General features: G+C 67.2%; 21 protein-coding genes and 1 pseudogene. 14 read left to right on the top strand and 8 right to left on the bottom strand.

What is annotated here, in order from left to right; translation table 11 throughout:
* Positions 1 to 99 precede the first annotated feature (99 nt).
* From ACE3RQ_RS01475 to ACE3RQ_RS01460, 4 genes are all read left to right on the top strand, one after another.
* Positions 100 to 1,302: an NAD(P)/FAD-dependent oxidoreductase gene (locus tag ACE3RQ_RS01475; RefSeq protein WP_374519195.1), complete on the top strand. Its 1,203-nt coding sequence runs from the start codon at positions 100 to 102 to the stop codon at positions 1,300 to 1,302.
* Between the two features lie 162 nt (positions 1,303 to 1,464).
* Positions 1,465 to 1,677, top strand: coding sequence for a 30S ribosomal protein S21 (gene rpsU, locus ACE3RQ_RS01470; protein WP_056273869.1), 213 nt, complete (start codon positions 1,465 to 1,467; stop codon positions 1,675 to 1,677).
* Positions 1,678 to 1,778: 101 nt separating this feature from the next.
* Positions 1,779 to 2,225: a GatB/YqeY domain-containing protein gene (locus ACE3RQ_RS01465; RefSeq protein WP_374519193.1), complete on the top strand. Its 447-nt coding sequence runs from the start codon at positions 1,779 to 1,781 to the stop codon at positions 2,223 to 2,225.
* 217 nt (positions 2,226 to 2,442) lie between these two features.
* Complete coding sequence (locus tag ACE3RQ_RS01460) at positions 2,443 to 3,594, top strand: ABC transporter substrate-binding protein (RefSeq protein ID WP_374519676.1); 1,152 nt, start codon at positions 2,443 to 2,445, stop codon at positions 3,592 to 3,594.
* A 14-nt stretch (positions 3,595 to 3,608) separates the two neighbouring features.
* Here ACE3RQ_RS01460 and pmbA read toward each other — a convergent pair whose 3' ends face one another.
* Positions 3,609 to 5,006: a metalloprotease PmbA gene (gene pmbA, locus ACE3RQ_RS01455; RefSeq protein WP_374519191.1), complete on the bottom strand. Its 1,398-nt coding sequence runs from the start codon at positions 5,004 to 5,006 to the stop codon at positions 3,609 to 3,611.
* Between the two features lie 63 nt (positions 5,007 to 5,069).
* Here pmbA and yjgA point away from each other — a divergent pair, with 63 nt between their 5' ends.
* Genes yjgA through ACE3RQ_RS01440 form a run of 3 tightly spaced genes read left to right on the top strand, consistent with a single transcriptional unit; the run spans position 5,070 to position 6,804 of the window.
* The gene (gene yjgA / locus ACE3RQ_RS01450; protein ID WP_374519189.1) at positions 5,070 to 5,714 is read left to right on the top strand and encodes a ribosome biogenesis factor YjgA; all 645 of its coding nucleotides are present in this window, start codon (positions 5,070 to 5,072) and stop codon (positions 5,712 to 5,714) included.
* On the top strand, positions 5,701 to 6,303 hold the full coding sequence (gene mog / locus ACE3RQ_RS01445; protein WP_374519187.1) for a molybdopterin adenylyltransferase: 603 nt from the start codon (positions 5,701 to 5,703) through the stop codon (positions 6,301 to 6,303). Before yjgA ends, mog begins: the two co-directional genes overlap by 14 nt.
* A 24-nt stretch (positions 6,304 to 6,327) precedes the next feature.
* On the top strand, positions 6,328 to 6,804 hold the full coding sequence (locus ACE3RQ_RS01440) for a peptidylprolyl isomerase (protein WP_374519185.1): 477 nt from the start codon (positions 6,328 to 6,330) through the stop codon (positions 6,802 to 6,804).
* 769 nt (positions 6,805 to 7,573) lie between these two features.
* On the opposite strand, the gene cysE is transcribed toward ACE3RQ_RS01440, so the two are convergent.
* Both cysE and ACE3RQ_RS01430 read right to left on the bottom strand, forming a co-directional pair.
* Positions 7,574 to 8,353 carry a serine O-acetyltransferase gene (gene cysE / locus ACE3RQ_RS01435; protein WP_374519183.1) on the bottom strand — a complete coding sequence of 260 codons (780 nt, stop codon included), beginning with the start codon at positions 8,351 to 8,353 and terminating at the stop codon, positions 7,574 to 7,576.
* Between the two features lie 12 nt (positions 8,354 to 8,365).
* On the bottom strand, positions 8,366 to 9,100 hold the full coding sequence (locus ACE3RQ_RS01430) for an RNA methyltransferase (RefSeq protein ID WP_374519181.1): 735 nt from the start codon (positions 9,098 to 9,100) through the stop codon (positions 8,366 to 8,368).
* Positions 9,101 to 9,200: 100 nt separating this feature from the next.
* Between ACE3RQ_RS01430 and ACE3RQ_RS01425 the strand changes: the two genes are divergently transcribed.
* A complete protein-coding gene (locus ACE3RQ_RS01425) occupies positions 9,201 to 10,148 on the top strand; it encodes an inositol monophosphatase family protein (protein ID WP_374519179.1) in 948 nt (315 codons plus the stop codon).
* A gap of 6 nt (positions 10,149 to 10,154) precedes the next feature.
* On the opposite strand, the gene ACE3RQ_RS01420 is transcribed toward ACE3RQ_RS01425, so the two are convergent.
* Positions 10,155 to 13,424 (bottom strand): PAS domain-containing protein, encoded by a 3,270-nt coding sequence (locus tag ACE3RQ_RS01420; RefSeq protein ID WP_374519177.1) that lies wholly within the window; start codon positions 13,422 to 13,424, stop codon positions 10,155 to 10,157.
* Positions 13,425 to 13,608: 184 nt separating this feature from the next.
* Between ACE3RQ_RS01420 and mutS the strand changes: the two genes are divergently transcribed.
* From mutS to ACE3RQ_RS01400, 4 genes are read left to right on the top strand one after another with little or no spacing between them, the layout of a single operon-like run.
* Positions 13,609 to 16,197 (top strand): DNA mismatch repair protein MutS, encoded by a 2,589-nt coding sequence (gene mutS, locus ACE3RQ_RS01415; RefSeq protein ID WP_374519674.1) that lies wholly within the window; start codon positions 13,609 to 13,611, stop codon positions 16,195 to 16,197.
* Complete coding sequence (locus ACE3RQ_RS01410; protein WP_374519175.1) at positions 16,194 to 17,021, top strand: peptidase; 828 nt, start codon at positions 16,194 to 16,196, stop codon at positions 17,019 to 17,021. The genes mutS and ACE3RQ_RS01410 overlap by 4 nt, the downstream gene beginning before the upstream one ends.
* Positions 17,022 to 17,025: 4 nt before the next feature.
* A complete protein-coding gene (locus ACE3RQ_RS01405) occupies positions 17,026 to 17,868 on the top strand; it encodes an alpha/beta fold hydrolase (protein ID WP_374519174.1) in 843 nt (280 codons plus the stop codon).
* Positions 17,869 to 17,915: 47 nt separating this feature from the next.
* Positions 17,916 to 19,823: a PAS domain S-box protein gene (locus ACE3RQ_RS01400; RefSeq protein WP_374519172.1), complete on the top strand. Its 1,908-nt coding sequence runs from the start codon at positions 17,916 to 17,918 to the stop codon at positions 19,821 to 19,823.
* A 37-nt stretch (positions 19,824 to 19,860) separates the two neighbouring features.
* On the opposite strand, the gene ACE3RQ_RS01395 is transcribed toward ACE3RQ_RS01400, so the two are convergent.
* The 4 genes from ACE3RQ_RS01395 to ACE3RQ_RS01380 all read right to left on the bottom strand — a co-directional run bounded on the left by ACE3RQ_RS01395 (position 19,861) and on the right by ACE3RQ_RS01380 (position 24,044).
* Entirely contained in the window at positions 19,861 to 20,691 is an 831-nt protein-coding gene (locus ACE3RQ_RS01395; protein ID WP_374519170.1) for an undecaprenyl-diphosphate phosphatase, read from the bottom strand.
* Positions 20,692 to 20,768: 77 nt separating this feature from the next.
* A complete protein-coding gene (locus tag ACE3RQ_RS01390; RefSeq protein WP_374519168.1) occupies positions 20,769 to 21,998 on the bottom strand; it encodes an ABC transporter permease in 1,230 nt (409 codons plus the stop codon).
* A complete protein-coding gene (locus ACE3RQ_RS01385) occupies positions 21,995 to 22,714 on the bottom strand; it encodes an ABC transporter ATP-binding protein (protein ID WP_374519166.1) in 720 nt (239 codons plus the stop codon). Before ACE3RQ_RS01385 ends, ACE3RQ_RS01390 begins: the two co-directional genes overlap by 4 nt.
* A gap of 10 nt (positions 22,715 to 22,724) precedes the next feature.
* The gene (locus ACE3RQ_RS01380; RefSeq protein ID WP_374519164.1) at positions 22,725 to 24,044 is read right to left on the bottom strand and encodes an efflux RND transporter periplasmic adaptor subunit; all 1,320 of its coding nucleotides are present in this window, start codon (positions 24,042 to 24,044) and stop codon (positions 22,725 to 22,727) included.
* A gap of 176 nt (positions 24,045 to 24,220) precedes the next feature.
* Here ACE3RQ_RS01380 and ACE3RQ_RS01375 point away from each other — a divergent pair, with 176 nt between their 5' ends.
* On the top strand, positions 24,221 to 24,640 hold the full coding sequence (locus tag ACE3RQ_RS01375; protein ID WP_374519162.1) for a DUF2306 domain-containing protein: 420 nt from the start codon (positions 24,221 to 24,223) through the stop codon (positions 24,638 to 24,640).
* A 39-nt stretch (positions 24,641 to 24,679) separates the two neighbouring features.
* Positions 24,680 to 25,194: pseudogene (locus ACE3RQ_RS01370) on the top strand (DUF6622 family protein).
* Positions 25,195 to 25,218 lie beyond the last annotated feature (24 nt).

The raw sequence follows: 25,218 nt of genomic DNA, 5'->3' as shown, positions 1-25,218 counted from the left end.
CGGAAGCAGCAGGTGTTTTGACCATGCGCGCCCTGGCCTGAGGCCAGCACCCCAAGACACAGGCGCGGCGCAAAGGACGCGCTCGCTACACTGCGCGCCATGCAGCAATTCGACGTGGTGGTGATCGGCGCAGGCGCGGCCGGCCTGTTTTGCGCCGGCATCGCCGGCCAGCGTGGCAAACGGGTGCTGGTGCTGGACCACAGCGCCAAGGTGGCCGAGAAAATCCGCATCTCCGGCGGCGGCCGCGCCAACTTCACCAACCGCGACCTCGACCCCCGCGCGCCACACAAGCATTACCTGGGCGAGAACCCGAACTTCTGCCGCTCCGCCCTCTCGCGCTACACACCGGCCGACTTCATTGCCCTGGTGCAACGCCACGGCATCCCCTTTCACGAGAAGCACAAAGGCCAGCTTTTCTGCGACCGCTCGGCCGACGACCTGATCCAAATGCTGCTGCGCGAGTGCGACGCTGGGGGCGTGACCCGCTGGCAACCTTGCGGCGTGGCGGCCGTGCGCCGAGCAGGCGACGGGTTTTACGAACTGGACACCGCGCAGGGCGTGGTGCGCGCCGAAAAAGTGGTGGTGGCCACCGGTGGCCTGTCAATCCCGGCCATTGGCGCCACCGACTTCGGCCACCGCCTGGCCGCGCAGTTCGGCCTGCGCCTGGTGCCCACCCGCCCCAGCCTGGTACCCCTCACCTTCGACGGCGCCCAATGGGCGCCCTACGCCGACCTCGCCGGCCTGGCACTGCAGGTGAACATCGAGACCGGCAGCAAAAAGACCCGCATGGCCTTCCTCGAAGACCTGCTCTTCACCCACCGCGGGCTCTCCGGCCCGGCGGTGCTGCAAATCTCCAGCTACTGGCAGGCGGGCACGCCCATCCGCCTGAACCTGGCGCCCGACACCGATCTGGACGCTTCCTTGCTGGAGGCCAAGGCACGCTCGCGCAAACTGCTGGTCAACGAACTGGCCACCCTGGTGCCCAGCCGCCTGGCCGATGCCTGGGTCTCGCAAGACGCCGACTGGCAGCGCCCGGTGGCCGACACCAGCGACAAGGCCCTGCACCGCCTGGCCGAGCGCCTGGCACGCTGGGAAATCACTCCCACCGGCACCGAGGGTTACAAGAAGGCCGAGGTGACGCTGGGCGGCGTGGACACGCGCGACCTGTCTTCCCAAACCATGGAATCCAAGCAGGCAGGGCTGTATTTCATTGGCGAGGTGGTGGACGTCACCGGCTGGCTGGGCGGCTACAACTTCCAGTGGGCCTGGGCCTCGGCGGCCGCCTGCGCGAACGCCCTGTGAACGGGCGCTGGTCAGCCGCCGCCAAAGGGCTATAATCTTGGGCTTTGCTGGCAAACTCCCGTCGGCCAATACTAGTTAATGACGGGAAACTTCGCTGCAACGAAGGCCGGGCCCGATCTTCCCGACCATCCTCTTGCTGCACATTCTGGAAACATTTCGCCAATGACCACCATCCGTGTTAAAGACAACGAGCCGTTTGACGTTGCTCTGCGTCGCTTCAAGCGCACCATTGAAAAGCTCGGCCTGCTGACCGACCTGCGCGCCCGCGAGTTCTATGAAAAGCCCACCGCCGAGCGCAAGCGCAAGAAGGCAGCCGCCGTCAAGCGCCACTACAAGCGCGTGCGCTCCATGCAGCTGCCCAAGAAGCTGTACTGATCTCGCACACCGCTGCCGGCGTTAGCCCGGTTGCAAAAAAAGCCCGCTGGAGGACGCTCAGGCGGGCTTTTTTGTTGTTCATCCCTCTCTCGGAGCACCCCATGAGCCTGAAAAACCAGATCACCGAAGACATGAAAAACGCCATGCGCGCCAAAGACATGGAGCGCCTGGGCACCATCCGCCTGCTCACCGCGGCCATCAAACAAAAAGAAGTGGACGAGCGCGTGGAGCTGGACGACGCGGCCGTGATCGCCGTGATCGACAAGATGGTCAAGCAGCGCAAAGACTCCATCACCGCCTTCGAGCAGGGCGGCCGCGACGACCTCGCGGCCAAGGAAAAGGCCGAAATGGCCGTGCTGGCGGCCTATCTGCCCGCACGCCTGTCGGCTGACGACATTGCCGCCGAGGTCAAGGCCATCGTCGCCGAACTGGGCGCCAGCGGCCCTGGCGACATGGGCAAGGTGATGGGTGCGGTCAAAGCACGCCTGGCCGGCAAGGCCGACATGGGTGCCGTGTCCGCCGCCGTGAAGGCCGCCCTGGCGGGCTAAGGCCACCACGGTCCACCGGGGTCCCTGCGGGACCCGGCAAGCCACCCGAACGGCCCATCGGCATTTCCCAGGCTTGTAATTCTTTTGGCTTATGGCAAAGTCGGCGCCGCCCAGTGGGCAAGGCGCTGGTTCTTGCCCCGTCAACAGGAGACTGCCCGTGGACCCGATTCGCCGCCTGCGCCACTGCTGCGCCGCCCTGCTCGTTCTTTTCTGCCCAATGGGGATGGCGCAAACGGCTGCGCCCGAGCCGGTGAAGATCGGCGTGATCGGGCCCTTCAGCGGCCCATCGTCCGACTTCGGCAAGCCCATGCTGCAGGGCATTGAACTGGCGATCGACGAAATCAACGCCGTGGGCGGTTACCTCGGCCGTCCCCTGGCCCTGGTGATCAAAGACGACGAAGGCAAGCCCGACGTGGGGTTACGCGGCACCCAGGAGTTGATGAGCGAGCGGGTGGTGGCCACGCTGGGCTTTTGCAACACCGGCGTGGCGCTCAAGGCGATTCCGGTCTTCCAGCACAGAGAATCGCCACTGATCGTGCCTTGCGCGGCTGGCGCCCCAGTGACCGCTCAGGCTCCCGCACCCGACAGCTACGTGTTCCGCAACGCCCCCTCCGACGCCATCCAGGCACCGTTCGTGGTGAACGACCTGGTCCGCCGAGGCTGGACGCGCGTGGCGATCTTCGCCGACACCACCCCCTACGGCGAAGCCGGTCTGCAAGACGTGCAGGCCGCACTGGCCACGCATCGGATCAAGCCCGTGCACGTGGCGCGCTTTGACCTGGGCGTGAAAGACCTCAGCGACGCCCTGCGCCAAGCACGGGACGCTGGCGCCAACGTGGTGTTCAGCTACACCGTCGGCCCCGAAAACGCGGTCATCGCCAAGGGCCGCCAAGCCATCAAGTGGGACATGCCACAGGTAGGTGGCTGGCCTTTGTCATTCCCCTTCTTCATCCAAGGGGCCAAGGCCGCAGCCGAAGGCGCCATGATGGCGCAGAGCTTCATTGCAGAGCCCAGCAATGAGCGCCGAGCGGCGTTTCTGAGCGCGTTTGCCCGCAAGCACCAGCAAGCCATCACCGTGCCCATGGCCGCCGCCCAGGGCTACGACGCCGCCTACCTGCTGGCGCATGCGCTCTTCAGCCTGCGCAACGGGCGCTTCCCCGGCCCTGCCGTCAAGGCTGCGCTGGAAAACCTGCCTCGCACCTACTACGGCGTGGTGGCCACCTACGAGAAGCCTTTCAGCCGGGACGACAAGGAAGCCATTACGGCCAACATGCTGGTCATGGGCATGGTGCGCGATGGCAAAGTGACCTTCGCCTACCCCGAAGACGCCAAGCGCAACCTCATGGTGCAGCGCAAACCGCGCCCATAAGGCATGCGCTGTTGTCAGCTGCCGGCCACCTTCATGCGGTTGACCAGCACCGAGCCCACCGTCTTGGCACCGTAGTTGTAGGCATCGGCACCCACGGCCTCAATGCCCAGGAGCATGTCCTTGAGGTTGCCGGCGATGGTCACCTCTTGCACCGGGAAGGCGATTTCGCCGTTTTCCACCCAGTAGCCGGCGGCACCGCGCGAGTAATCGCCGGTCACGTAATTGACGCCCTGGCCCATCAATTCGGTGACGAAGAGGCCACGCCCGAGCTTCTTGAGCATGGCCACCAGGTCATCGCCCGGCTGGGTGAGCCGGCTGCTGAGGGTGAGGTTGTGCGAGCCCCCGGCGTTGCCGGTGGTGCGCATGCCCAGCTTGCGCGCCGAATAGGTGGACAGGAAATAGCCTTGCACCACGCCTTCGTCCAGCACCACGCGGCGGGCGGTGCGCACGCCCTCGTCGTCAAACGGCGCGCTGCCCTTGCCGTTGACGATGTGCGGGTCTTCCAGAATGTCCAGGTGCGGGGCCATCACGCGCTGCCCCAGGCTGTCGGCCAGGAAGGTGGTCTTGCGGTACAGCGCACCGCCGCTGGTGGCCTGCACATAGGCGCCCAGCAGGCCAGCGGCCATGGGCGACTCGAACAGCACCGGGCATTCGGTGGTGGGGATCTTGCGGGCGTTCAGTCGCGCCAGCGCGCGCTCGGCGGCGTAACGGCCCACGGCCTGCGGGCTTGCCAGGTCTTGCGGCGCCCGGTGGCTGGTGTACCAGTAATCGCGCTGCATCTTGGCGCCCTTGCCCGCAATCGGCGAGACGGACAGGCTGTGGCGCGAACTGGCGTAGCCGCCGCTGAAGATGCCGGGCTTGCCGCGTTCGCCCCCACGCAGGTGAGCGGTGTAGAAGTGCGACTGCTGGGCCGACACACCGGCCCCTTCGCTGTTGCTGATCTTCTTGCTGGTAGCAAAGGCCGCGGCCTCGCACTCCAGCGCCAGGCGCACCGCCTCTTCGGTGCTGATGGCCCAGGGGTGGAACAGGTCAAGGTCGGGGTAGTGGTCGGCGATGTCTTGCGCATCGGGCAGGCCGGCCACCGGGTCTTCGGCGGTGAAGCGGGCGATGTCGTAAGCGGCCTGCACGGTCTGGCGAATGGCCGCCGCCGAGAAGTCCGAGGTGGAGGCGTTGCCTCGGCGTCGCCCCAGGTACACCGTGACCCCCAGTGACTTGTCGCGGTTGCGCTCCACGTTCTCCAACTCGCCCTTGCGCACCGACACGCTCAGGCCGGCGCCCTCTGACACTTCGGCTGCGGCATCGGCTGCACCCAATTGTTTGGCGTGCGACAGGGCCAGGTCGACCCATTCTTCAAATTGGCTGCGGGCGTATTGGAAACCGGCAAGCGGCTGAGTGGAGGCGGTGTTTTTCATGTCGGTCGCTATGATACGGGCCGCTCTACACCGGCGCTGCCCTGCGCGCAGTGCCCCTCCCCCATGCCCCGCAAACCCACCAAAGGCTACTTCGTCCGCGGCCAGTTCGTTGCCATTGGCAGCGAACTGGACCAGGAACTCAAGCGCGAGCTCAAAGGCTCGGTCGAGCACAGCAAGACCGATCTGAAGAAGCACAGCGAGCACCTGCAAGCGCTGGGCGAAGCCCTCCTGACCCTGCGCAGCGACCTGATGGCCCGGCTCGACCTGAGCGACAAGCTGCTCGACGCGCTGGCCGAGGCCAAGCGCATCACCAACTTCGAAGGCAAGCGCCGCCAGATGCAGTTCATCGGCAAGCTCATGCGCGCGCTCGACGAATCGGTGGTGCATGACATCGAGGCCGCGCTGGAAGAACAGCGCAAGCCTTCTGCCCGCGAAACCCTGATGCTGCACCAGGCCGAGCAATGGCGCGACGCGCTCATTGCCGACGACGCTGCCCTCACCCGCTGGCTCGAACAAGACCAGCAAGCCGATGTGCAGCACCTGCGCGCCCTGATCCGCCAGGCGCGCAAAGACGCCCAGGCCACCGCCAGCCAAGAACGCCCCGGCGAGGCCGTGCGCCACGGCAAGGCCTACCGCGAAATCTTCCAGGCCGTGCGCGCCGCGCTGGCCCGTGACGACGAGGACACCCCGCCCCATGACCACGACTGACACCCCGTTTGAGCCGGTGCGCATCGGCATCGTCTCCATCAGCGACCGCGCCAGCACCGGCGTCTACGAAGACAAAGGCCTGCCCGCCTTGCAAGAGTGGCTGGGCCGGGCGCTGAAAAACCCCATCACCTTCGAGCCGCGCCTCATTCCCGATGAGCAAGAGCGCATCAGCGCCACCCTGATCGAGCTGGTGGACGCTGGCTGCTCGCTGGTGCTCACCACCGGCGGCACCGGCCCGGCCAAACGCGACGTGACACCCGAGGCCACCCTGGCCGTTGCCCACAAGGAAATGCCGGGCTTCGGCGAACAGATGCGGCAGATCAGCCTGGCCTTCGTGCCCACGGCCATCCTCTCGCGTCAGGTGGCGGTCATCCGCGACAACAGCCTGATCATCAACCTGCCAGGCCAGCCCAAGGCCATTGCCGAGACGCTGGAAGGCCTGAAGAACGCCGACGGCACCCAAAAGGTGAACGGCATCTTCGCGGCCGTGCCCTATTGCGTTGACCTCATTGGCGGCCCCTACCTCGAGACGAACGACGAGGTGTGCAAGGCCTTCCGCCCCAAATCCGCCGTGCGCCCCGCGCGCTGAGCCCCTTTGTCCGAGAGCCCGAACATGAAGATCACCAAAGACACCGTCGTCACCCTCACCTTCCAGGCCCGCGACAGCCAAGGCAAGCTGCTGGAAGACGGCAAAACGCCACGCGCCTACCTGCACGGCGGCTACGGCAACACCCTGCCCGGCATTGAGGTGGCACTGGAAGGCCAGGAAAAAGGCTTTGCCACCACCATCACCCTGCAACCCAAGCTGGCCTTCGGTGATCGCGACGAGTCACTGGTGACCACCCTGCCCAAGAAAGACTTTCCCCCGGGCGTGAAGGTGGGCGGGCAGCTCGAAGGCACCGACGACCAGGGCCGCCGACAAGTCTTCACCGTGAAGAAGATCAAGGGGGACACCGTGCACCTGGATGGCAACCACCCGCTCGCGGGTGAGGACCTGACCTTCAGCCTGAAGGTGATCGATGTGCGGGCGGCGACGGCTGAAGAGGTGGCGCATGGACATGCTCATGGGGACCATGGGCATCACCACTGATCGGCTGATCGGCTGATCGCTGGTCGGGTTGGATTTTTGAGGGGTTCGGCTGGCGCCGGACTTTTTGTAGTCCCCCCCTATCCCCCCACCCCCCTTTCCACCCCCGCCGGGGTGGAAAGGGGGAGCCTCATTTGGCCTCTGGTCGCCGACTGTGGCACCACGGGCGTGACGTTGCCCCTACCTTTTCGCGCCAGCATGTGGTGCCGGCGGTCGTAGGGAGTGCCTGCGATGTCGGCGCTCCACTGACATGGGCGGCGTGTTGGGTGTTGACGGGTTCGGCTGGCGCCGGGCCTTTTGTATTCCCCCCCTATCCCCCAGCCCCCTTTCCACCCCCACCGGGGTGGAAAGGGGGAGCCTGATTTGGCTTTTGGTCGTCGGCTACTGAACCACGGGCGAGGCGTCGCCACCGGAGTTGGCTCGCGCAGATTTCTCGGCTGCTGTTGGGGCCGCCGGCTGACGATTCTTGGGGTGAAACGGTGCATCGGCTGTCACGCCCTGCGACCGCATGCCTGCCTGTATTGGGGACGGCAGGAGTCTTTCCGGCTGAGCGCCTTAAGCGCAGGCCCTCTCTACGACCGCCGGCACCACATGCTGGCGCGAAAAGGTAGCGGCAACGTCACGCCCGTGGTGCCCTGGTCGGCGCGAAGAAACCAAATCAAGCTCCCCCTTTCCACCCCGGTGGGGGTGGAAAGGGGGTTGGGGGGATAGGGGGGGGAATACAAAAGGCCCGGCGCCAGCCAAACCCCTCAAACCAAACCAAGCAGAGAAATCACTTCCCCACCAACTGATTCAGCTTCTCCGCCTCAAAGTTCTCCTTGCGCGCCGCGTCGTCCGGCACACAGTCCCCACGTTGCGCGCAGGCCAGCTTCTCGATCGCTTGCCACAGCAAGGCAATCTGGTGTTCCTGGCTGGAGGCGTTGTCGATCAGGCCGCGCATGGCCTGGGAGAGCGGGTCGTCGTCCTGGGTGATGCCGTAAGCCGTGAACTTAGGCGGTTCTTTGCGCTCTTCGGTCACGTCGGCGCTTTCGCCCTTTTTGCTGGGGATGATGCGCGCCGGAATGCCCACGGCGGTGGCGCCGGCGGGCACGGGCTTGATGACCACGGCGTTGCTGCCGATCTTGGCGCCGTCGCCCACCTCGAAGCCGCCCAGCACCTTCGCGCCAGCGCTCACCACCACGTCTTTGCCCAGCGTGGGGTGGCGCTTGGTGCCTTTGTAGAGCGAGGTACCGCCCAGGGTGACGCCCTGGTAGATGGTGCAGCCGTCGCCGATTTCCGCGGTTTCACCCACCACCACGCCCATGGCGTGGTCGAAGAACACCCGGTTGCCGATCTTGGCGCCGGGGTGGATTTCGATGCCGGTGAGGAAGCGGTTGAGGTTGGAGATGAAGCGCGCCAGCCACTTCAGGCCGTGGTGCCAGCACCAGTGGGCAGGCCGGTGCAGCAGCACGGCGTGCAGGCCGGGGTAACAGGTGAGCACCTCCCAGGCGCTGCGCGCGGCGGGATCGCGCTCAAGAATGCACTGGATGTCGGAGCGGAGGCGGTCAAACATAGGTCGGCCAGTCTATCGCTTTGCCTTCTCGGCGGCCTGGATCATGGCTTTGGCAACACCGCGAAGGATGTGGATTTCTTCCTCGGTCGGTGCGGCCCGGTTGAACATCTGGTTAAGCCGGGGCATGAGCTTTTTGGGCGCGGCCGGGTCCAGAAAACCCACGGCCACCAGGGCCTGCTCCCAGTGGCTCAGCATGCCGGCCACGGCGGGGACATCGGCGGCCGGGCGCTGCGTGGCGCCGGGGGGCACCTCAAAACCGCCAAGGGCCTGGCGCCACTCGTAGGCGATGAGCTGCACCGCCGCCGCCAGGTTGAGCGAGCCAAAGCCCGGTGCGGTGGGAATGCTCAGGGCCACGTGGCATCGGTAGACGTCTTCGTTGGCCATGCCAAAGCGCTCGCTGCCAAACAGAAAGGCCACGCCTGCGGGTGGCTCGGGCTGGGCCACCAGGGCTTCAAAGTGCTGGCGAGGCGCCTGGGTGGGCGGGCCGAAGTCGCGCGGGGTCATGGCGGTGGCGCACAAGTGCGTGATGCCGTCGAGGGCTTCGTCCAGGGTGTCGACCACGCGGGCACGGGCCAGCACATCGGTGGCGCCGCTGGCGCGCTGGATGGTTTCTTCCTTGCGCAGCACGTTGGACCAGCGCGGCGCCACCAGCACCAGCTCGTCAAAACCCATGACCTTCAGGGCCCTGGCCGCGCCGCCCACGTTGCCGGCGTGGCTGGTGTTGATCAAAACAAATCGGGTTTTCATACACAGGGCAGTAAAATCGCGCCTATTGTCGCCGCCCGCATCGCCGGATCGGTCCTGTCTGCTCTTCCACCGCTGCGCCATGCGCCGAGGTCCACAATTCATGTCGTCCAATCTCCACCCCATGCTCAACGTGGCCATCAAGGCCGCCCGCACCGCAGGTGCCCTCATCAACCGCGCCGCGCTGGACGTGGAGACCGTTCGTGTCTCGGCCAAGCAGACCAACGATTTCGTCACCGAAGTCGACCACGCGGCCGAAGCGGCCATCATCGACACCCTGCTCACCGCCTACCCTGACCACGGCATCTGGGCCGAGGAATCGGGCCAGCGCGAAGGCAAAGGCCGCGACAAGGACCACGTGTGGATCATCGATCCGCTGGACGGCACCACCAACTTCATCCACGGCTTCCCCGTGTACTGCGTGAGCATCGCGCTCATGGTGGGCGGGCGCATCGAGCAGGCCGTGGTGTATGACCCCACCCGAAACGACCTCTTCTGCGCCACCCGTGGCCGCGGCGCCTACCTGAACGAGCGCCGCATCCGCGTGGCCAAGCGCAACTCGCTGCGCGAGTGCCTGATCTCCACCGGTTTCCCCTTCCGCCCCGGTGACGCTTTCCAGACCTACATGCAGATGCTGGGCGACGTGATGCCCAAGTGCGCTGGCGTTCGCCGCCCTGGCTCTGCCGCGCTTGACCTGGCCTACGTGGCCGCTGGCTTCGCCGACGGCTTCTTCGAGATGGGTCTCTCGCCCTGGGACGTGGCCGCCGGCTCGCTGCTGGTCACCGAGGCCGGTGGCCTGATCGGCAACTTCACCGGCGAATCCGACTTCCTGGAACAGAAGGAATGCCTGGCCGCCAACCCCAAGATCTATGGCCAGTTGGTGGCCCTCACTGGCAAGTACAGCAAATTCGCCAGCGCAGGTGACAAGGCCGCCGTGCGCCAGACGCGCCTGGCCGCACGCAAGGGCACTGCCGCAGACGAAGCACCCGCCTCGGACGACACGACGCCGCCCGCCGCCGCCGCCGACACCCAGCCCGACGCCCCGTTCTGATCGCGTTCAGGCCAGCGGCAGGCGCAACCAGAAGGTGGCGCCTGCGCCGGGTATCGAGTCAGCCCACACCTTGCCTCCATGGCGCTCAACGATGCGCGCCACGATAGCCAGCCCCACGCCCATACCCGGCACGTCGCTGCCGGCATGCAAGCGCTGGAAGAGTCCGAACAGCTTGCCCGCATGGGCCATGTCAAAACCCATGCCGTTGTCGCGGATGAAATAAGCCCCCTGCTGGCGGTCGTGCCCCACGACCACGGCGGCGCCAGGCCGATGCCGCGAGTACTTGATCGCGTTGTCCAGCAGGTTGCTCAAGACCTGACGCAGCAGGATGGCGTCGCCCAGGGCCTGGGGCAAGGGTTGCACATCCAGCGTCACGTCGCCAGCCTGCGGGGCCAGCGTGTCCCAGACCGATGCGATCAGCGCCTGCATGTCCACCGGCAGCAGCGTGAGGTCCACCCGCACCACGCGCAACAGCTCCAGCATGTCGGTGATCATCTGTCCCATTTGGCCCGAGGCCTTCGCAATGCGCTGGAACATCTGGCGACCGGGTTCGCTAAGGCACTCGTCGTTTTCCAGGATAAGCGCCGCAAAGCCGTTCATCGAGCGCAGGGGCGCACGCAAGTCGTGGGCCATGGAGTAGGAAATCGCCTCCATGTCGCGCAGGGTGCGCTCCAACTCGGCGGTGCGGTCCTGCACGCGCTGCTCCAGGCCCGCGTTCAGGGCACGGATTTCCTCCTGGGCGGCCACGCGTTCGGTGATGTCGGTGTGAGTGCCTGACATGAAACGCGAACGGTCCTGCGAGTCAGGCAAGTGAATTCGGCCGCGCGAATTCACCCATACCCAATGCCCGTCGCGGTGACGCATGCGCGCATCGCAGTCGAAGAACGGCGCCTCACCCGCAATGTGACGATCGCGCTCCAGGTTCACTCGTGGCAGGTCGTCGGGGTGCACCAGTGCTTCCCAGGTGGCGTAGGTCACGGGCTCGAGCTCGGCCAGCCGGTAGCCCACGATCTCAGCCCAACGCTCGTCCACCGTGAGGCTCATGTCGGCCAGGTCCACTTCCCACACTCCCGCCCGCGTGGCCGCAAGCACCCAGGCGAGGCGCTGACGCTGCCGCCGCAGGTCTTCCTGCACCTTGAAGTAAGAAGTCACATCCGTGAAGGTGCGCACCATGCCGCCGCTGGCCAGGCGACGGGTGCGAACCTCCAGGGTTCGGCCGTCGCGGGTATGGCGCCAGTAGAAATCGGGGGTGGAACTCCAGTCGGCAGCGATCATCTGCTCGCGCACCTCTGGCTGCACCAGGGCCTGGCCTTGGCCGAAGTCGCCCCGGTCGACCTGGAATTGCAAAACCTGGGAGAACGGCGGACCGTTGCGCAGCATCTCCTCGGGCAGATGCAGCAGCTCCAACAGGCGTTGGTTATAGAAGGTCACCCGCGCCTGCGCGTCCACCCGCACCAGGCCCTGGCTGATGCTGTCCAGCGTGGTTTGCAAGGCTTCGCTCTTTTCGGCCAACAGGTCGCGAGCGGTCTGCAACTCTCGCCGCGTGCGCCGCCGCTCGGTCTGGGCGCGCCAGGCCAGCACCAGTTGGCGAACGGCACCCAGCATGGGTTGCAGGAACTCGATGTCGGCCTCGCTGTAGCCACCGGGCTGGTTGGCCAGGCCCACCATGGCCAGCGTTTCCTCGCCCACCTTGATCGGCACGCCGAGAAATGCATCCAGGGGTGGATGGCCTTGCGGGCGCCCGCCGCGCCGGGGGTCGCTGTCGGGGTGGTTGGCGATCACGGGCTCACCGCTCACCAGGGCGTGACCGAACAGGGTGTCCGGGTTGCGAAACAACATGCCGGCCTCGCGCTGCTCGTCAAAGGCTCGGCGGGATTCCTCATCCCAGGCAATGTTGGTGATGGCGTGCATGCGCACGGCTGGCTGGTCTTGTTCGTCCTGGATCACCTCGCCAATGAAGCCGTAGGCGCTGCCGGTGACGTTGAGCAATGCATCCAGCAGGCCCTCGAAGGCCTGGCGCTTGTCGTCCGCGCTGATGTAGGTGGCCTGCGCCTGGCGGATGGCCTCGATCATGCGGTGCTGGCGCTCGAGTTGCTGCGCCACGCGCCGAGACTCGCTCACGTCCATCACAAAGCCGTGCCACAGCACCGAGCCATCGGCCTCGCGCTGTGGCACCGCGTCCACGTGGTGCCAGCACACGCCCTTGCTTGGCAGCACCACGCGGTACACCAGGTGCCAGGGCATCAACTCACGCGTGGAGCGCCGCAAGGAATCGATGAGTTGCGGGCGATCGTCGGGATGCACCCGGGAGAACAGCAGGCGGGCGTCTTGCTGCAGCTCTTCGGGCGTCAGCTCCAGCATTTCCTTGGCCGCGTCGTTCACGTAATGAAACCGCGTGCTGCCATCGGGCAACTGGCGGGCCTGGTACATCAGGCCCGGCGCGCGGCTGGCGATGTTTTGCAGCAGCGCCAGCTGCTCGGCCAGCTTCTGGCCGGCTTCGTGCTCCGCGGTGATGTCTTGCATCACCCCGAAGTCGGAAGGCCCCGACCCGCCCTGTGACGTCAGGCCGATCATGGAGCGCAGCCAGCGGATCTGCCCGTCAGGCCGCACACAGCGAAAGATGACTTCTCGGCCGTCCGCGGCATTGCGCGCCGCCAACCAGCGAGGAAGGTCATCAGGGTGAATGCTGGCGCGGGCCTGAGCTCGCGTGACGATGGGGCGAGGCGCCCAGCCGGCAATCTCGAACATGCCAGGTGACCAGATCACCTCGTCAGGGTTGGGCCCGTTTCGCCAATGCCCCACGCGGGCCACCTTTTCAATGGCGTCGTGCAACTCAAGCCGCTCCAGCAGCAGCGCGTGGGTGTGGTCACGCTCGGCCATGGCTTGCGCTTCGGGCTCAGCGTCAATCACACAGCACAGCAAGAAACCGGGTTCGCCTTGCAGGGCGCTGAGCTGCAGGCGCACCGACACCGAGCGCCCGGTGGGCAGGCGCCACTGCTGCGGGTGGTCTCGCAGGGGCAGCGAGCGCAAGGCCTCACCTCGCTCTTTGGCGTCTTGCCACAGCCCGAGCTCCAGGGTGGTCATGCCCAGAATCTGGTCTGGCGCCATGCCAGTCAGTGACGACCAGGCCGGGTTCACGGCCACGATGCGCCCGTCGTCTCGCCGGGTGAGGGCGCAGGGCATAGGGGCGCCAGCAAACAGGGTATCGAAGGCGGCCAGCGCCGATGGCGACCGTGCGGCCGGGTCCAGATCAGACTCGCTACTGGTGATTGCCACAGAAATATTGCCCCCAAAACAATTGCCAGCAACCCAATTGCACGTGCTTCGCCGCCTCGTGCAACCCGCTGGCGGCCGCCCCACCTGCCCAAGGGGGATTGTCAAGCCTGGCCTGCTACATTCTGCGGCTGTCTTTCCAACGCCTCCGTCAGCCTTGACCGCCCCCCTGGACGCCCACACCCCCATGATGCAGCAGTACCTCGCCATCAAGGCGGGGTATCCCGACACGCTCGTGTTTTACCGCATGGGCGATTTCTACGAGCTGTTTTTTGCCGATGCGGAAAAGGCCGCTCGGCTGCTGGACATCACGCTCACGCAGCGCGGGCAGTCGGCGGGGCAGCCCGTCATCATGGCGGGCGTGCCCTTCCATTCGGTGGACAGCTACCTGGCGCGCCTCATCAAATTGGGAGAATCGGTCGCCATCTGTGAGCAGGTGGGCGATGTGGCCACCAGCAAGGGCCCCGTGGAGCGCAAGGTGGTGCGCGTGGTCACCCCCGGCACGCTCACCGACGCCGAGTTGCTGTCCGACAAGACCGAGGCCCTGCTGATGGCCGTGCACCCCGGTGCTCGTACCGGTTGTGGCTTGGCCTGGATGTCGGTGACGCAGGGCATTGTGTTCCTGGCCCAGTGCGCCAGCGACGAACTGGCCGACTGGGTGGCCCGCATCGGGCCGGGCGAGTTGCTGTACAGCGCCGAGGTCACCCCCGCTTTCGAGAAATCGCTTCAGGCGCTGGCCGCCCAACCCGCCACTGGCGGTTCGCGCCTGGTGGCCGTGGTGCGCCCCGCCTGGGCTTTTGACGCCGCTCTGGGCCAGCGCAAGCTGCTGGAGCAGCTTCAAGCCGCCAGCCTGGGCGCCTGGGACGCCACCGACCTGCCCGACGCCCACGCCGCCGCCGGCGCCTTGCTGGCCTACGCCGAGCACACCCAGGGCCGCGCCCTCACCCACGTGCGCCACCTGCAGGTGGCCCGTCGCGACGACCGCATCGACCTGCCGGTGAACACCCGGCGCAACCTGGAGCTGGTGCAAACCCTGCGCGGCGAGACCAGCCCCACCCTCTTGAGCCTGCTTGACGTGTGCTGCACCGGCATGGGCAGCCGCGCGCTGCGCCAGTGGCTGCTGGAGCCGCGGCGCGACCGCACCGAGGCCCGCGAGCGCCTGAGCGCCATTGGCGTGCTGCGCGCCGGCGGCTGGAACGCGCTGCGCGGCACCCTGAAAGGCGCCAGCGATGTGGAGCGCATCACCGCGCGCACCGCGCTGCGCCAGGCCAAACCGCGCGAGCTGGTGGGCCTGGGCCAGACCCTGCAGCGCGCCGAAGCCCTGGCGCGGCAGACCGTCACCCTCTCGGCCTCGCCCCTGCTGGCGCGGCTGGCGCAAGACCTGCTGCCGCCGCCGGGCTGCGCCGAGTTGCTGGCGCGTGCCTTGCTGCCCGAGCCCGCCGCGCTGGTGCGCGACGGTGGCGTCATCAACGACGGCTTTGACGCCGAACTCGACGAACTGCGCGGCATCCAGAACAACTGCGACGGCTTCCTGCTGGAGCTTGAAGCCCGTGAGCGCGCCCGCACTGGCATCGCCAACCTGCGCGTGCAGTTCAACAAGGTGCACGGTTTCTACATTGAGGTCACGCAAGGCCAGCTTGACCGCGTGCCAGACGACTACCGCCGCCGCCAGACCCTGAAAAACGCCGAGCGCTTCATCACGCCCGAGCTCAAGGCCTTCGAGGACAAGGCCCTGAGCGCGCAAGAGCGCGCCCTGGCGCGCGAGAAGTGGCTGTACGAGCAATTGCTCGACGAACTGCAAGCCCACGTGCCCGCCCTCACCACGCTGGCGCGCGCCCTGGCCTCGCTGGACGCGCTGTGCGCCCTGGCCGAGCGCTCGCTCACGCTGAACTGGAACGAGCCGCAGTTCGTGCCCGAGCCCTGCATCGACATTCGCGACGGCCGCCACCCGGTGGTGGAGGCCCGCCTGAACGAAACCAGCGGTGGCGGCTTCATTGCCAACGACACGGTGCTCGGCCCCAAGGCGCGCATGCAGGTGATCACCGGCCCCAACATGGGCGGCAAAAGCACCTACATGCGCCAGGTGGCGGTGATCGTGCTGCTGGCCAGCATGGGCAGCTACGTGCCGGCCAGCGCCTGCCGCCTGGGCCCGATTGACGCCATCCACACCCGCATCGGTGCGGCCGATGACCTGGCCAACGCGCAGTCCACCTTCATGGTGGAGATGACCGAGGCCGCGCAGATTCTTCACGCCGCCACGCCCAACAGCCTGGTGCTGATGGACGAAATCGGGCGCGGCACCTCCACGTTTGACGGCCTGGCCCTGGCCGGTGGCATCGCCACGCACTTGCACGACAAGTCGCGCTGTTTCACCCTGTTCGCCACGCACTACTTCGAACTCACCGAATTCCCCGCCACGCACCACGCCGCGGTGAACGTGCACGTGAGCGCCACCGAAGGCGGCAAAGGCGGCATCGTGTTCCTGCACCACATCGAGCCCGGCCCGGCCAGCCAAAGCTACGGCATTCACGTGGCCCGCCTGGCCGGTGTGCCCGCACCGGTGGTGCAGCACGCACGGCACGCCCTGGCGGCGCTGGAGGCGCAGAGCGAGCAGCACCGGGTGCAGGTGGACCTGTTCGCACCCCCCCCACCCGAGGCCGAGCCCGAACCGCACCCGGTGGTGCGCGCCCTGGGCACGGTGGACCCCGACAGCCTGAGCCCGCGCGAGGCGCTGGAGCACCTCTATTCCCTCAAGAAACTACTGAACGCATCATGACCTACTGTGTTGCCGTCAAGCTGAACGCCGGTATGGTGTTTCTGTCCGATTCGCGCACCAACGCCGGGCTCGACCAGATCAGCACCTTTCGCAAGATGATCGTGTACGAGAAACCGGGCGAGCGCTTCATGTGCCTGCTCTCGGCCGGCAACCTGAGCATTTCGCAATCGGTGCGCGAGATCCTGCAGGTCGAGCAAATCAAAGACCCGGAGGGCGGCGAGCCCATCACCATCTGGAACGCACGCAGCATGTTCGATGCCGCGCGCGTGCTGGGCGCGGCGGTGCGCCACGTCTACCTGCGCGATGGCGAGTCGCTCAAGCGCGCGGGCGTGGATTTCAACGTCTCGATCATCTTTGGCGGCCAGATCGCCGGCGAAGGCATGCGCCTGTTTCAGGTGTACTCGGCGGGCAACTTCATCGAGGCCACGGCCGAGACGCCCTTCTTCCAGGTGGGCGAGAGCAAGTACGGCAAGCCCGTGCTGGACCGCGTCATCACGCCCGACACGCCGCTGGACGAGGCCGCCAAGTGCGTGCTGGTGTCAATGGACTCCACGCTCAAATCCAACCTGTCGGTGGGCCTGCCGCTGGACCTGGCGGTGTACGAGGTAGACAAACTGCAAAGCGACAAGATCACCTGCATCGACGAGCAGAACCCCTACTTCCGCATGGTGCGCGAGACCTGGGGCCAGAAGCTTCGCGAGGTGTTCGACAGCATTGAAGACCCCACCTGGAACGGCGGCCACACCGAGGTGCCGCTGGTCTGCGCCGGCGCCCGCACCAAGCCACTGAAAAAGATCACACACTCGCGCGAGAAGTTGATCTGAGGCCATGTCGCTCATCGTTTTCTCGCACGCCAACAGCTTTCCTGCGACGGTGTACGCGGTGCTGTTCAAGTCGCTGCGCGCTCGCGGCCACACGGTGCGCGCGCCGGAGAAGTTTGGCCACGACCCGCGCTACCCCGTTACCAGCAACTGGCCGCACCTGGTGCAGCAGCTCGCCGACTTTGCCGCGCCCGAGATCGAGAAACACGGTGCGCCGGCCTGGCTGGTGGGCCACTCGCTCGGTGGCTTCCTGAGCCTGATGTGCGCCGCCCGCCACCCTGACCTCGGCGGGCATGGTGTGCGCGGCGTGGTGCTGATCGACTCGCCCGTGCTGGGCGGCTGGCGTGCCCGCACGGTGGAACTGGCCAAGCGCACCCAACTGGTGGGCGCCGTGTCGCCGGGCAAGATCAGCCGCCGCCGGCGCAACACTTGGCCCGACCAACAGGCTGCACACGATCATTTTGCGCACAAGAAAGCCTTTGCTCGCTGGGACCCGGCCGTGCTGCGCGACTACATTGAGCATGGCACGCACGACCAGACCCTGCCCAACGGCCAGACCCAGCGCGTGCTGAGCTTTGACCGCGACATCGAAACCGCGATCTACAACACCCTGCCCCACAACCTGGACCGTTTGCTGCGCCGCCATCCGCTGCAATGCCCTGTGGGCTTCATCGGCGGCACGCAATCGCAGGAAATGAAGCAAGTGGGCATGACCATGACCCACAAGCTGGTGGGGCGCGACCACCCCGAGCGGCTCGTGATGCTGGAGGGCAGCCACCTGTTCCCCATGGAGCGCCCACAAGAGACAGCCGCGGCCATAGACCGCCTGCTGCAGGCGCTGGATTCCTAAGACCCATCAACGTCACCAAGCACTTCCCACTCTTAAAACCACCCTTGATGACAAGCGCCTTCCTGCGGCTGCGAAACGCCATTTCCCAATGGGACCCTGACCGACACCCACTGTGGTTGCGGCTGCTGGCGGCCGTCGCCATCACCACGGTGGCTGCGGCCATGCGCATGGCGCTGGCGCCCGCCGAATCGGGAGGGCGCTTCATCACCCTGAGCCTGGCGGCGGCGTTGGCGGCGCTGTACGGCGGCTTCCGGGCCGGCCTGCTCAGCACGGTGCTGGGCATGGTGCTGGTGAACTTCCTGATGGTGAAGCCTTACCTGAGCCTGGCCATTGGTGACCTTCGCGAGGCGGTCTGGCTCAACGCCTGGCACTTGCTCACGCAGCTGCTGGTGGTGGGCGCCATCTCGGTGATGCAGCAGCAGAACCGCAGCCTGCGCCAGGCCGTGGCACTGGCACGGCGACACCACCAGCAGCTGAAAGACACCTTCGAGAACAGCGCCACCGGCATGGCGCACACCCACATCGACGGCCGCTGGATTCGCGTCAACCGCACCTACTGTGAGCTGATCGGTTACACCCCCGACGAGGTGCTGGCCACCAACTTCCGCGCCTACTCGCACCCCGAGGACATGGCCGAGGATGACCGGCAGCTCAAGCGCTGCGAGGCAGGCGAGATTGACCACTTCAGCATGGAGAAGCGCTACCGCCACCGCCAGGGCCACTGGGTGTGGGTGCACCTGACGGTGTCTCTCATCAGAGACCACGAAGGCAGGCCCGACTACTACATCGCAGTGGTGCAAGACATCTCGGCCCGCAAGGCAGCCCAAGAGGCTCTGGCCCTGCGCGAGGAGCTGCTGCGCCAGGCGCAACTCATCGCGCGCCTGGCCACTTGGCAATACGACTTCACCACGCGGCGCTTCACCGCATTGGCCAACTCGCGCGAGTTGCTGGGCATGCCATCTGACGAGTACGACGAGACCGATGTGATCGAGCGCACCCACCCGGATGACTTGCCGCGCGTGCAAAGCGCCTGGCAAAAGGCGATCGCCGGGGAAGGCTCCTACGACCTCGAATGCCGCATGCGCCTGGGCCAGGACTACGGGTGGTACTCGGTGCGGGCAGTGCTTCAGCGCAACGAGAGTGGCGAGGCGGTGCGGGCCCTGGGGGTGCTGCACGACATCACGGCGCGCAAACGCAGCGAGATGGAGATCCACCAACTCAACGCGACGCTGGAGCAGCGCATACAAGAGCGCACCCAGGCGTTGAAGGCCGCCTACGACGAACTGGAAAGCTATTCCTATGCGGTGGCGCATGACCTGCGCTCGCCGCTGCGCATCATCAACGGCTTCGCCGCCGCGCTGCTGGAAGACCTGCCCAACCTGCCGGCCGACAGCCGCGGGCACCTGGCCCGCATCATGGAAGCCAGCCGCAAGATGGGCGAGTTGATCGACGGCCTGCTCAAGCTGTCGCAAATGGCGCGGGGCGACTTGCAGCGCGAACCCGTGAACCTCAGCGCCATCGGCACCCGGCTGCTGCGCGACCTGGCCGCCACCGACGCGCAGCGCCAAGTGCAATGGAGCGTGCAGCCCGGTCTGTGGGCCAACGCCGACGCCGCGCTGGTGGAAGCCGTGTTGCAGAACCTGCTGCACAACGCCTGGAAGTACACCGCGCACACCGAGCACGCGAGCATCGAACTCAAGGCGCAGGATGCCAACGGCCAGCGCTGGTTCTGCGTGGAGGACAACGGCGCCGGCTTTGACATGGCCCGCGCGGCCAAGCTGTTCCAGCCGTTCCAGCGCCTGCACGGGCAAGAAGAATTTCACGGCCTGGGCATTGGGCTGGCCACGGCCAAGCGCGTGGTGCAGCGCCATGGCGGTGAGCTGCGGGCCGAGTCGGCACCCGGCAAGGGTGCCTGCTTCTGCTTCACGCTGCAGCCGCCTGCCCCTGGCGGCTGAACAAGCCCCGTGAGCGGGGCTTGTGGGCATCAACGAATCAAGCCGTCCAGTCGATCCAGCCCATGCCGGCGGTGAGCAAAATCACGCCGCCGAACACGATGCGGTACCAGGCAAATGGCACGAAGGTGTGGCTGCTCACGAAGCGCAGCAACCAGCGCACGCACACCCAGGCCGACAACCACGAGAAAAACAGGCCCACGGCAAACAGCGGCACATCGGCCGTGCTGAGCAGGTCGCGGTGCTTGTAGATGTCGTAGGCGGCGGCACCGAACAGCACCGGAATGGCCAGGAAGAAGCTGAACTCGGTGGCGGCGCGGCGGTTGAAGCCCAGCAGCATGGCGCCGATGATGGTGGCGCCCGAGCGGCTCACACCCGGAATCAAGGCCACGCACTGCACCAGGCCTACCTTGAGGGCATCAGTCCAGTGCATGTTGTCCACCTCGGTGATGCGGGCCTTGGCGCCGCGCTTTTGCAGCGCCTCGGCCCACAAAATCACGAAGCCGCCCACGATGAAGCCCAGCGCCACCACCAGCGGGTTGAACAGCACGCCCTTGATCACGCCGATGAACAGAAAGCCCAGGAAGGCGGCGGGGAAGAAGCCGATGAGCACGTTCATCGCAAAGCGCTGCGCCTGGCGCTCGCGCGGCAGGCCGACGAGCGTGCCCCACAGGCGCTGGAAATACACCGAGACGATGGCCAAAATGGCCCCGGTCTGGATGACCACCTCAAACAGCTTGATCTTGTCGCCGGGCATGTTGAGCAGCGCGGCGGTGAGGATGAGGTGGCCCGTGGAGGACACGGGGATGAATTCGGTCAGGCCCTCGACCACGCCCATGACGGCGGCCTTGAGCAGCAACAGCAAGTCCATGAATCAACCGGAAAGTGAAAACAGCCCGAGATCGTACCCGCTGCCCTTCTCGGGGCGGTGACAACGGGGGCCGCGCCTCACTCGTGGCGCAGGGCCTGAATGGGCAAGAGGCGCGAGGCACGGCGCGCCGGGTAATAGCCGAAGAACACGCCCACCAGCGCCGAAAAGCCCGCGGCCAGCAGCACCGACTCAGGTGTCATGCTCACTTGCCACTGGCCCAGGCGCGCCGCGCCCCAGGTGGCCAGCGCCCCCAGCGCCACGCCTATGGCGCCGCCAATCAGGCTCAGGGTGACGGCCTCGATCAGGAACTGCGCCAGGATGTCGCGCGAGCGCGCGCCCACCGCCATGCGCAGGCCGATTTCGCGGGTGCGCTCGGTCACGCTCACCAGCATGATGTTCATGATGCCGATGCCGCCCACCACCAGGCTCACGCCGGCCACGGCGGCCAGCAGCAGCGTCATCACCCGGCTGGCCTCTTCCTGCGCCTGCAGAATTTCGGAGAGGTTGTTCACGCCAAAGGTGTCGTCGCCGCCCGGCGGCACGCGCAGGCGCTGGCGCAGCAGCTCGCGCACCGCCTCCTCCGTGGCCTTCATGTCTTGCCCCTCGCGCACCTTCACGTGAATCGTCCAGATGCGCTTGACGTTGCCGCCCGCGTTCCAGATGCGGTTGCGAAAGGTGGACATGGGCATGATGAGCACGTCGTCCTGGTCTTGCCCCGAGGCGTTCTGGCCCTTGGGCGCCAGCACGCCCACCACGGTGAAGGGCACGCCGCGCACGCGAATGACCTGGTCAATCGGGTCTTCGTCGCCGAACAGCTCACGCGCCACCGTCTGCCCCAGCCAGGCCACCTTGGCCGAGCCGGCCTGCTCGGCCGGCTCGAAGGGGCGGCCGCTGGCCAGCGACCAGTCGCGCACCTCCAGGTAGTCGTTGCTGGTGCCGAAGATGGTGGTGTTCCAGTTGGCGTTTTGCGCCACCGCCTGCGCGGTGGTGCGCGAGCCCGGCGCCACGGCCTGCACCTCGGGCACCTCCAGCGCAATGGCCTCGGCGTCTTCTTCGGTGAAGCGCGATCGCGTCTGCGCGGCCTGGCGCACGCCCGCGGCCGAGAGGCTGCCGGGCACCACCACCATCACGTTGGAGCCCAGCGATTTCATCTGCTCTTGCACGCGCTGCGTGGCACCCGTGCCCACGGCGATCATGGTGATCACAGCCGCCACGCCAATGATGATGCCCAGCATGGTGAGCACCGAGCGCAAGGCGTTGGCCGTGAGCGCCCGCCAGGCGCTGCGCACCGCGGTGAGCGCGTTCATGCCTCGCCCCCGGCGGTTTCTTCGGGCCGCCAGGGCACCTGCCGGCGGTCTTCCACCAGGTGGCCGTCGCGGAACACCAGGCGGCGCTGCGCCCAGTCGGCAATGTCGTTCTCGTGCGTGACCATCACCACCGTGATGCCCTGCGCGTTCAGCTCGGCCAGCAGGCCCATGATGTCTTGGCTGGTGTGCGAATCGAGCGCGCCGGTGGGCTCGTCCGCCAGGATGAGCGAGGGCTGGTTCACCAGCGCCCGCGCAATGGCCACGCGCTGCTGCTGCCCGCCCGAGAGCTGGGCCGGTGTGTGGTGCGCCCGCTCGGCCAGGCCCACGCGGCGCAAGGCCTCGGCCGCGCGCTGGTGGCGCTGCGCGGCCGGCACGCCGGCGTACAGCAAGGGCAGTTCCACGTTTTCGCGCGCGCTGGTGCGCGGCAGCAGGTTGAACTGCTGAAACACAAAGCCGATGCGGCGGTTGCGCACATCGGCCAGGGCATCGGGCGACAGGTCTTGCACCGCTTCACCGCCCAGCCGGTACGCGCCAGCGTCGGGCCGATCGAGGCAGCCCAGGATGTTGAGCAGCGTGCTCTTGCCTGAGCCCGAGGCACCCATGATGGCCACGAACTCGCCGGCCTCGATGGCCAGCGACACGCCATCGAGCGCGCGCACCGCCTGGTCGCCTTCGCCGTAGGTTTTGCGCAGGCCCTGGGCTTCGATCAATGCCATGGTGCGGCCTTCAGAAGGGGAGGCGCAGGCCGGTGGCGCGTGCCGGGGCGCTGGCGCTGCTGCCATTGGCGGCCGTGCCCGACACCCCCGTGACCACCAGGGCACCTTCCACCAGGCGGTCGGCACCCGTTGTGTCGGGCTTCACCACGATCTCGGTGAAGCTGCCGTCGCTCACGCCCGTGCCCACGGGCACGGCCTGGGGCTTGCCCTGGGCATCGAGCAGGTACACCCGGCCGCCGCGCCCACCGCGCGTGGCGCCTGGGCGTGCGCCCGAGGCCGCTGCCTCGGGGTCGGGCAGGCGCACGCGCAGCGCCGCGTTGGGCACCTTGAGCACGTCCGCCCGCGATTCGGTCACCACCCGCACATTGGCGGTCATGCCCGGCAGCAGGCGGTTGTCGCGGTTGGCGAAGCTCACCACCGCCACGTAGGTGATCACGTTGGACACGTTGGTGGCGGCCTTGCGCACCTGGCGCACCTGGCCCTCGAAGGTCTGGCCCGGGAAGGCGTCCACGGTAAACGTGGCCTTCTGGCCGGGCTGGATGCGGCCCACATCGGCCTCGTCGATGCTGGCGTCCACCTGCATGTCCGAGAGGTTCTGCGCAATCACGAACAGCTCGGGCGACTGCAGACTGGCGGCCACCGTCTGCCCGCGCTCCACCGCGCGCTTGATCACGATGCCGTTCACCGGCGAGGTGATGCGCGTGCGAGACAGGTCCACCCGCGCCTGGGCCAGCGCCGCCTCGCGCTGCTTCACGTTGGCCTGGGCGCTGGCGATCTGCGCCTCGCTCACGCCCACCAGCGCCTCGTTGGCGCGCACGGTTTCCTGCGCGGCGGCCAGGGCGGCGCGGGTGCGGTCGGCCTCGCTCTGGGCAATGAAGCCCTGCGCCACCAGGCTCAGGTTGCGCTCGTGGTTGCGCTGGGCCTCGGCGGCGTCGGTGCGGGTGCGCGCCACGTTGGCGCGGGCGGAAATGGCGTTGGCCTGGGCAATGGCCACGGCGGCGCGGGCGGCGTCCAGGTCGGCCTCGGCCGAGCGCACGCGGTACTCGAAGGTCTTGGGGTCGATCTCGGCAATGAGCTGCCCGGCCTTCACCTCGCTGTTGAAGTCCACGTAGATGTCGCGCACCTGCCCCGACACCTGGGTGCCCACCGACACCTGCGTCACCGGGTTCACCGCCCCGCTGGCCGACACCGTGGCCTGCACCGTGCCGCGCTCGATGGCCGCGCTGCGGTACGAGGCGGCCGGGCTGGCGTCGCGCTGCGACCACCACCAGCCACCACCGGCCACCGCCGCCAGCAACACCACACCAACCATCCAGGGCTTTTTCGTCATGCGGCGGATTGTAGGAACGCCCCTGCAACCCACGGCGGCCGCGGGCTTCTGCCGCCATTGGCGCCATTGGCGCCGCGCCGGGCACAGGTCGCGCCGCCATTGGGCCGTTTCGTCGCACGCCGCTGGCCCACTAAGCAAGCCCCGGCCACAGTGCGGCCCACACCAGGAGCCTTGCCATGAACCTCACCCCACTGATCGCCGTGCACGCCACCGCCGCCATTGCCGCCCTGCTCATCGGCCCCGTGGCCCTGTGGGCCAGACGCGGCCCCGCCAGCACCCACCGCGTGCACCTGCATCGCGCCGCCGGTTACGCCTGGGTCACGCTGATGCTGCTCACCGCCTTCAGCGCCCTCTTCATTCGCGACACCCAACTGCCCAACATCGCCGGGTTCACCCCCATCCACCTGCTCATCCCGCTCACCCTGGGCAGCCTCTTCGTGGCCTTTCGCCGCCTGCTGCAGGGCAACATCGCCGGCCATCGCCAGGCCATGGTGTCGCTCTACATCGGCGCCTGCGTGGTGGCCGGCGCCTTCACCTTGTTGCCACAGCGCTACCTGGGGCAGCTGTTGTGGAGCCAGTGGCTGGGCCTGGTCTGAGCACCACCCGTCCGCCCACCCACTCACCCGGAGTTCACCGTGCTGATCCAACTGCTGATCGACCAACCCCAGGCCGCCCTCACCATCGTTCAACGCACGCCCACCTGGGTGTGGGCCCTGCTGGCCGGGCTGGTGCTGCTGGGCCTGGTGCAAATGCGGCCGCGCCGCGTGCGCCCCATGCAAACGGCCGTGCTGCCGCTGGCCCTGGCGGTGCTTTCCCTGGGCGGCTTGCTGGGGGTGATCGCCTCCATCCCCTGGGCACTGGCCGCCGCCGCGCTGTGGCTGCTGGTGGCCGTGGGCGTGCTGCTGGCCAGCTGGCGGCGCCCGCCACCCAACGCGTGCACCTGCCCGGCAGCGGCACGCCCCTGCTGGTGATGCTGGCCATGTTCCTGCTCAAGTACGCCGTGGGCGTGGAACTGGCCCTGCAACCCGCCTTGCGCGAACACGCCGGCTTCGCCATGGGCCTGGCCGTTGCCTACGGCGCCCTCGGTGGCCTGCTGGCCACCCGCAGCGCCGCCATCTGGCGCTTCGCTGCCCAGCGCTCGCCTGCCTGACGTCTTTCATCACCCCACGAGCCC

Origin of the sequence: Hydrogenophaga sp., from assembly GCF_041913525.1 — a bacterium.
Lineage (GTDB): Bacteria > Pseudomonadota > Gammaproteobacteria > Burkholderiales > Burkholderiaceae_C > Hydrogenophaga.
Note: the sequence above shows the minus strand (reverse complement) of the source record. Positions and strands in the feature narration are given on the sequence as shown.

Excerpts from the sequence above, each read along its gene's own strand:
- ACE3RQ_RS01475 (WP_374519195.1), top strand. The coding sequence starts at position 100 with ATGCAGCAATTCGACGTGGTGGTGATCGGCGCAGGCGCGGCCGGCCTG.
- rpsU (WP_056273869.1), top strand. The coding sequence starts at position 1,465 with ATGACCACCATCCGTGTTAAAGACAACGAGCCGTTTGACGTTGCTCTG.
- ACE3RQ_RS01465 (WP_374519193.1), top strand. The coding sequence starts at position 1,779 with ATGAGCCTGAAAAACCAGATCACCGAAGACATGAAAAACGCCATGCGC.
- ACE3RQ_RS01460 (WP_374519676.1), top strand. The coding sequence starts at position 2,443 with ATGGGGATGGCGCAAACGGCTGCGCCCGAGCCGGTGAAGATCGGCGTG.
- pmbA (WP_374519191.1), bottom strand. The coding sequence starts at position 5,006 with ATGAAAAACACCGCCTCCACTCAGCCGCTTGCCGGTTTCCAATACGCC.
- yjgA (WP_374519189.1), top strand. The coding sequence starts at position 5,070 with ATGCCCCGCAAACCCACCAAAGGCTACTTCGTCCGCGGCCAGTTCGTT.
- mog (WP_374519187.1), top strand. The coding sequence starts at position 5,701 with ATGACCACGACTGACACCCCGTTTGAGCCGGTGCGCATCGGCATCGTC.
- ACE3RQ_RS01440 (WP_374519185.1), top strand. The coding sequence starts at position 6,328 with ATGAAGATCACCAAAGACACCGTCGTCACCCTCACCTTCCAGGCCCGC.
- cysE (WP_374519183.1), bottom strand. The coding sequence starts at position 8,353 with ATGTTTGACCGCCTCCGCTCCGACATCCAGTGCATTCTTGAGCGCGAT.
- ACE3RQ_RS01430 (WP_374519181.1), bottom strand. The coding sequence starts at position 9,100 with ATGAAAACCCGATTTGTTTTGATCAACACCAGCCACGCCGGCAACGTG.
- ACE3RQ_RS01425 (WP_374519179.1), top strand. The coding sequence starts at position 9,201 with ATGTCGTCCAATCTCCACCCCATGCTCAACGTGGCCATCAAGGCCGCC.
- mutS (WP_374519674.1), top strand. The coding sequence starts at position 13,609 with ATGATGCAGCAGTACCTCGCCATCAAGGCGGGGTATCCCGACACGCTC.
- ACE3RQ_RS01410 (WP_374519175.1), top strand. The coding sequence starts at position 16,194 with ATGACCTACTGTGTTGCCGTCAAGCTGAACGCCGGTATGGTGTTTCTG.
- ACE3RQ_RS01405 (WP_374519174.1), top strand. The coding sequence starts at position 17,026 with ATGTCGCTCATCGTTTTCTCGCACGCCAACAGCTTTCCTGCGACGGTG.
- ACE3RQ_RS01400 (WP_374519172.1), top strand. The coding sequence starts at position 17,916 with ATGACAAGCGCCTTCCTGCGGCTGCGAAACGCCATTTCCCAATGGGAC.
- ACE3RQ_RS01395 (WP_374519170.1), bottom strand. The coding sequence starts at position 20,691 with ATGGACTTGCTGTTGCTGCTCAAGGCCGCCGTCATGGGCGTGGTCGAG.
- ACE3RQ_RS01390 (WP_374519168.1), bottom strand. The coding sequence starts at position 21,998 with ATGAACGCGCTCACCGCGGTGCGCAGCGCCTGGCGGGCGCTCACGGCC.
- ACE3RQ_RS01385 (WP_374519166.1), bottom strand. The coding sequence starts at position 22,714 with ATGGCATTGATCGAAGCCCAGGGCCTGCGCAAAACCTACGGCGAAGGC.
- ACE3RQ_RS01380 (WP_374519164.1), bottom strand. The coding sequence starts at position 24,044 with ATGACGAAAAAGCCCTGGATGGTTGGTGTGGTGTTGCTGGCGGCGGTG.
- ACE3RQ_RS01375 (WP_374519162.1), top strand. The coding sequence starts at position 24,221 with ATGAACCTCACCCCACTGATCGCCGTGCACGCCACCGCCGCCATTGCC.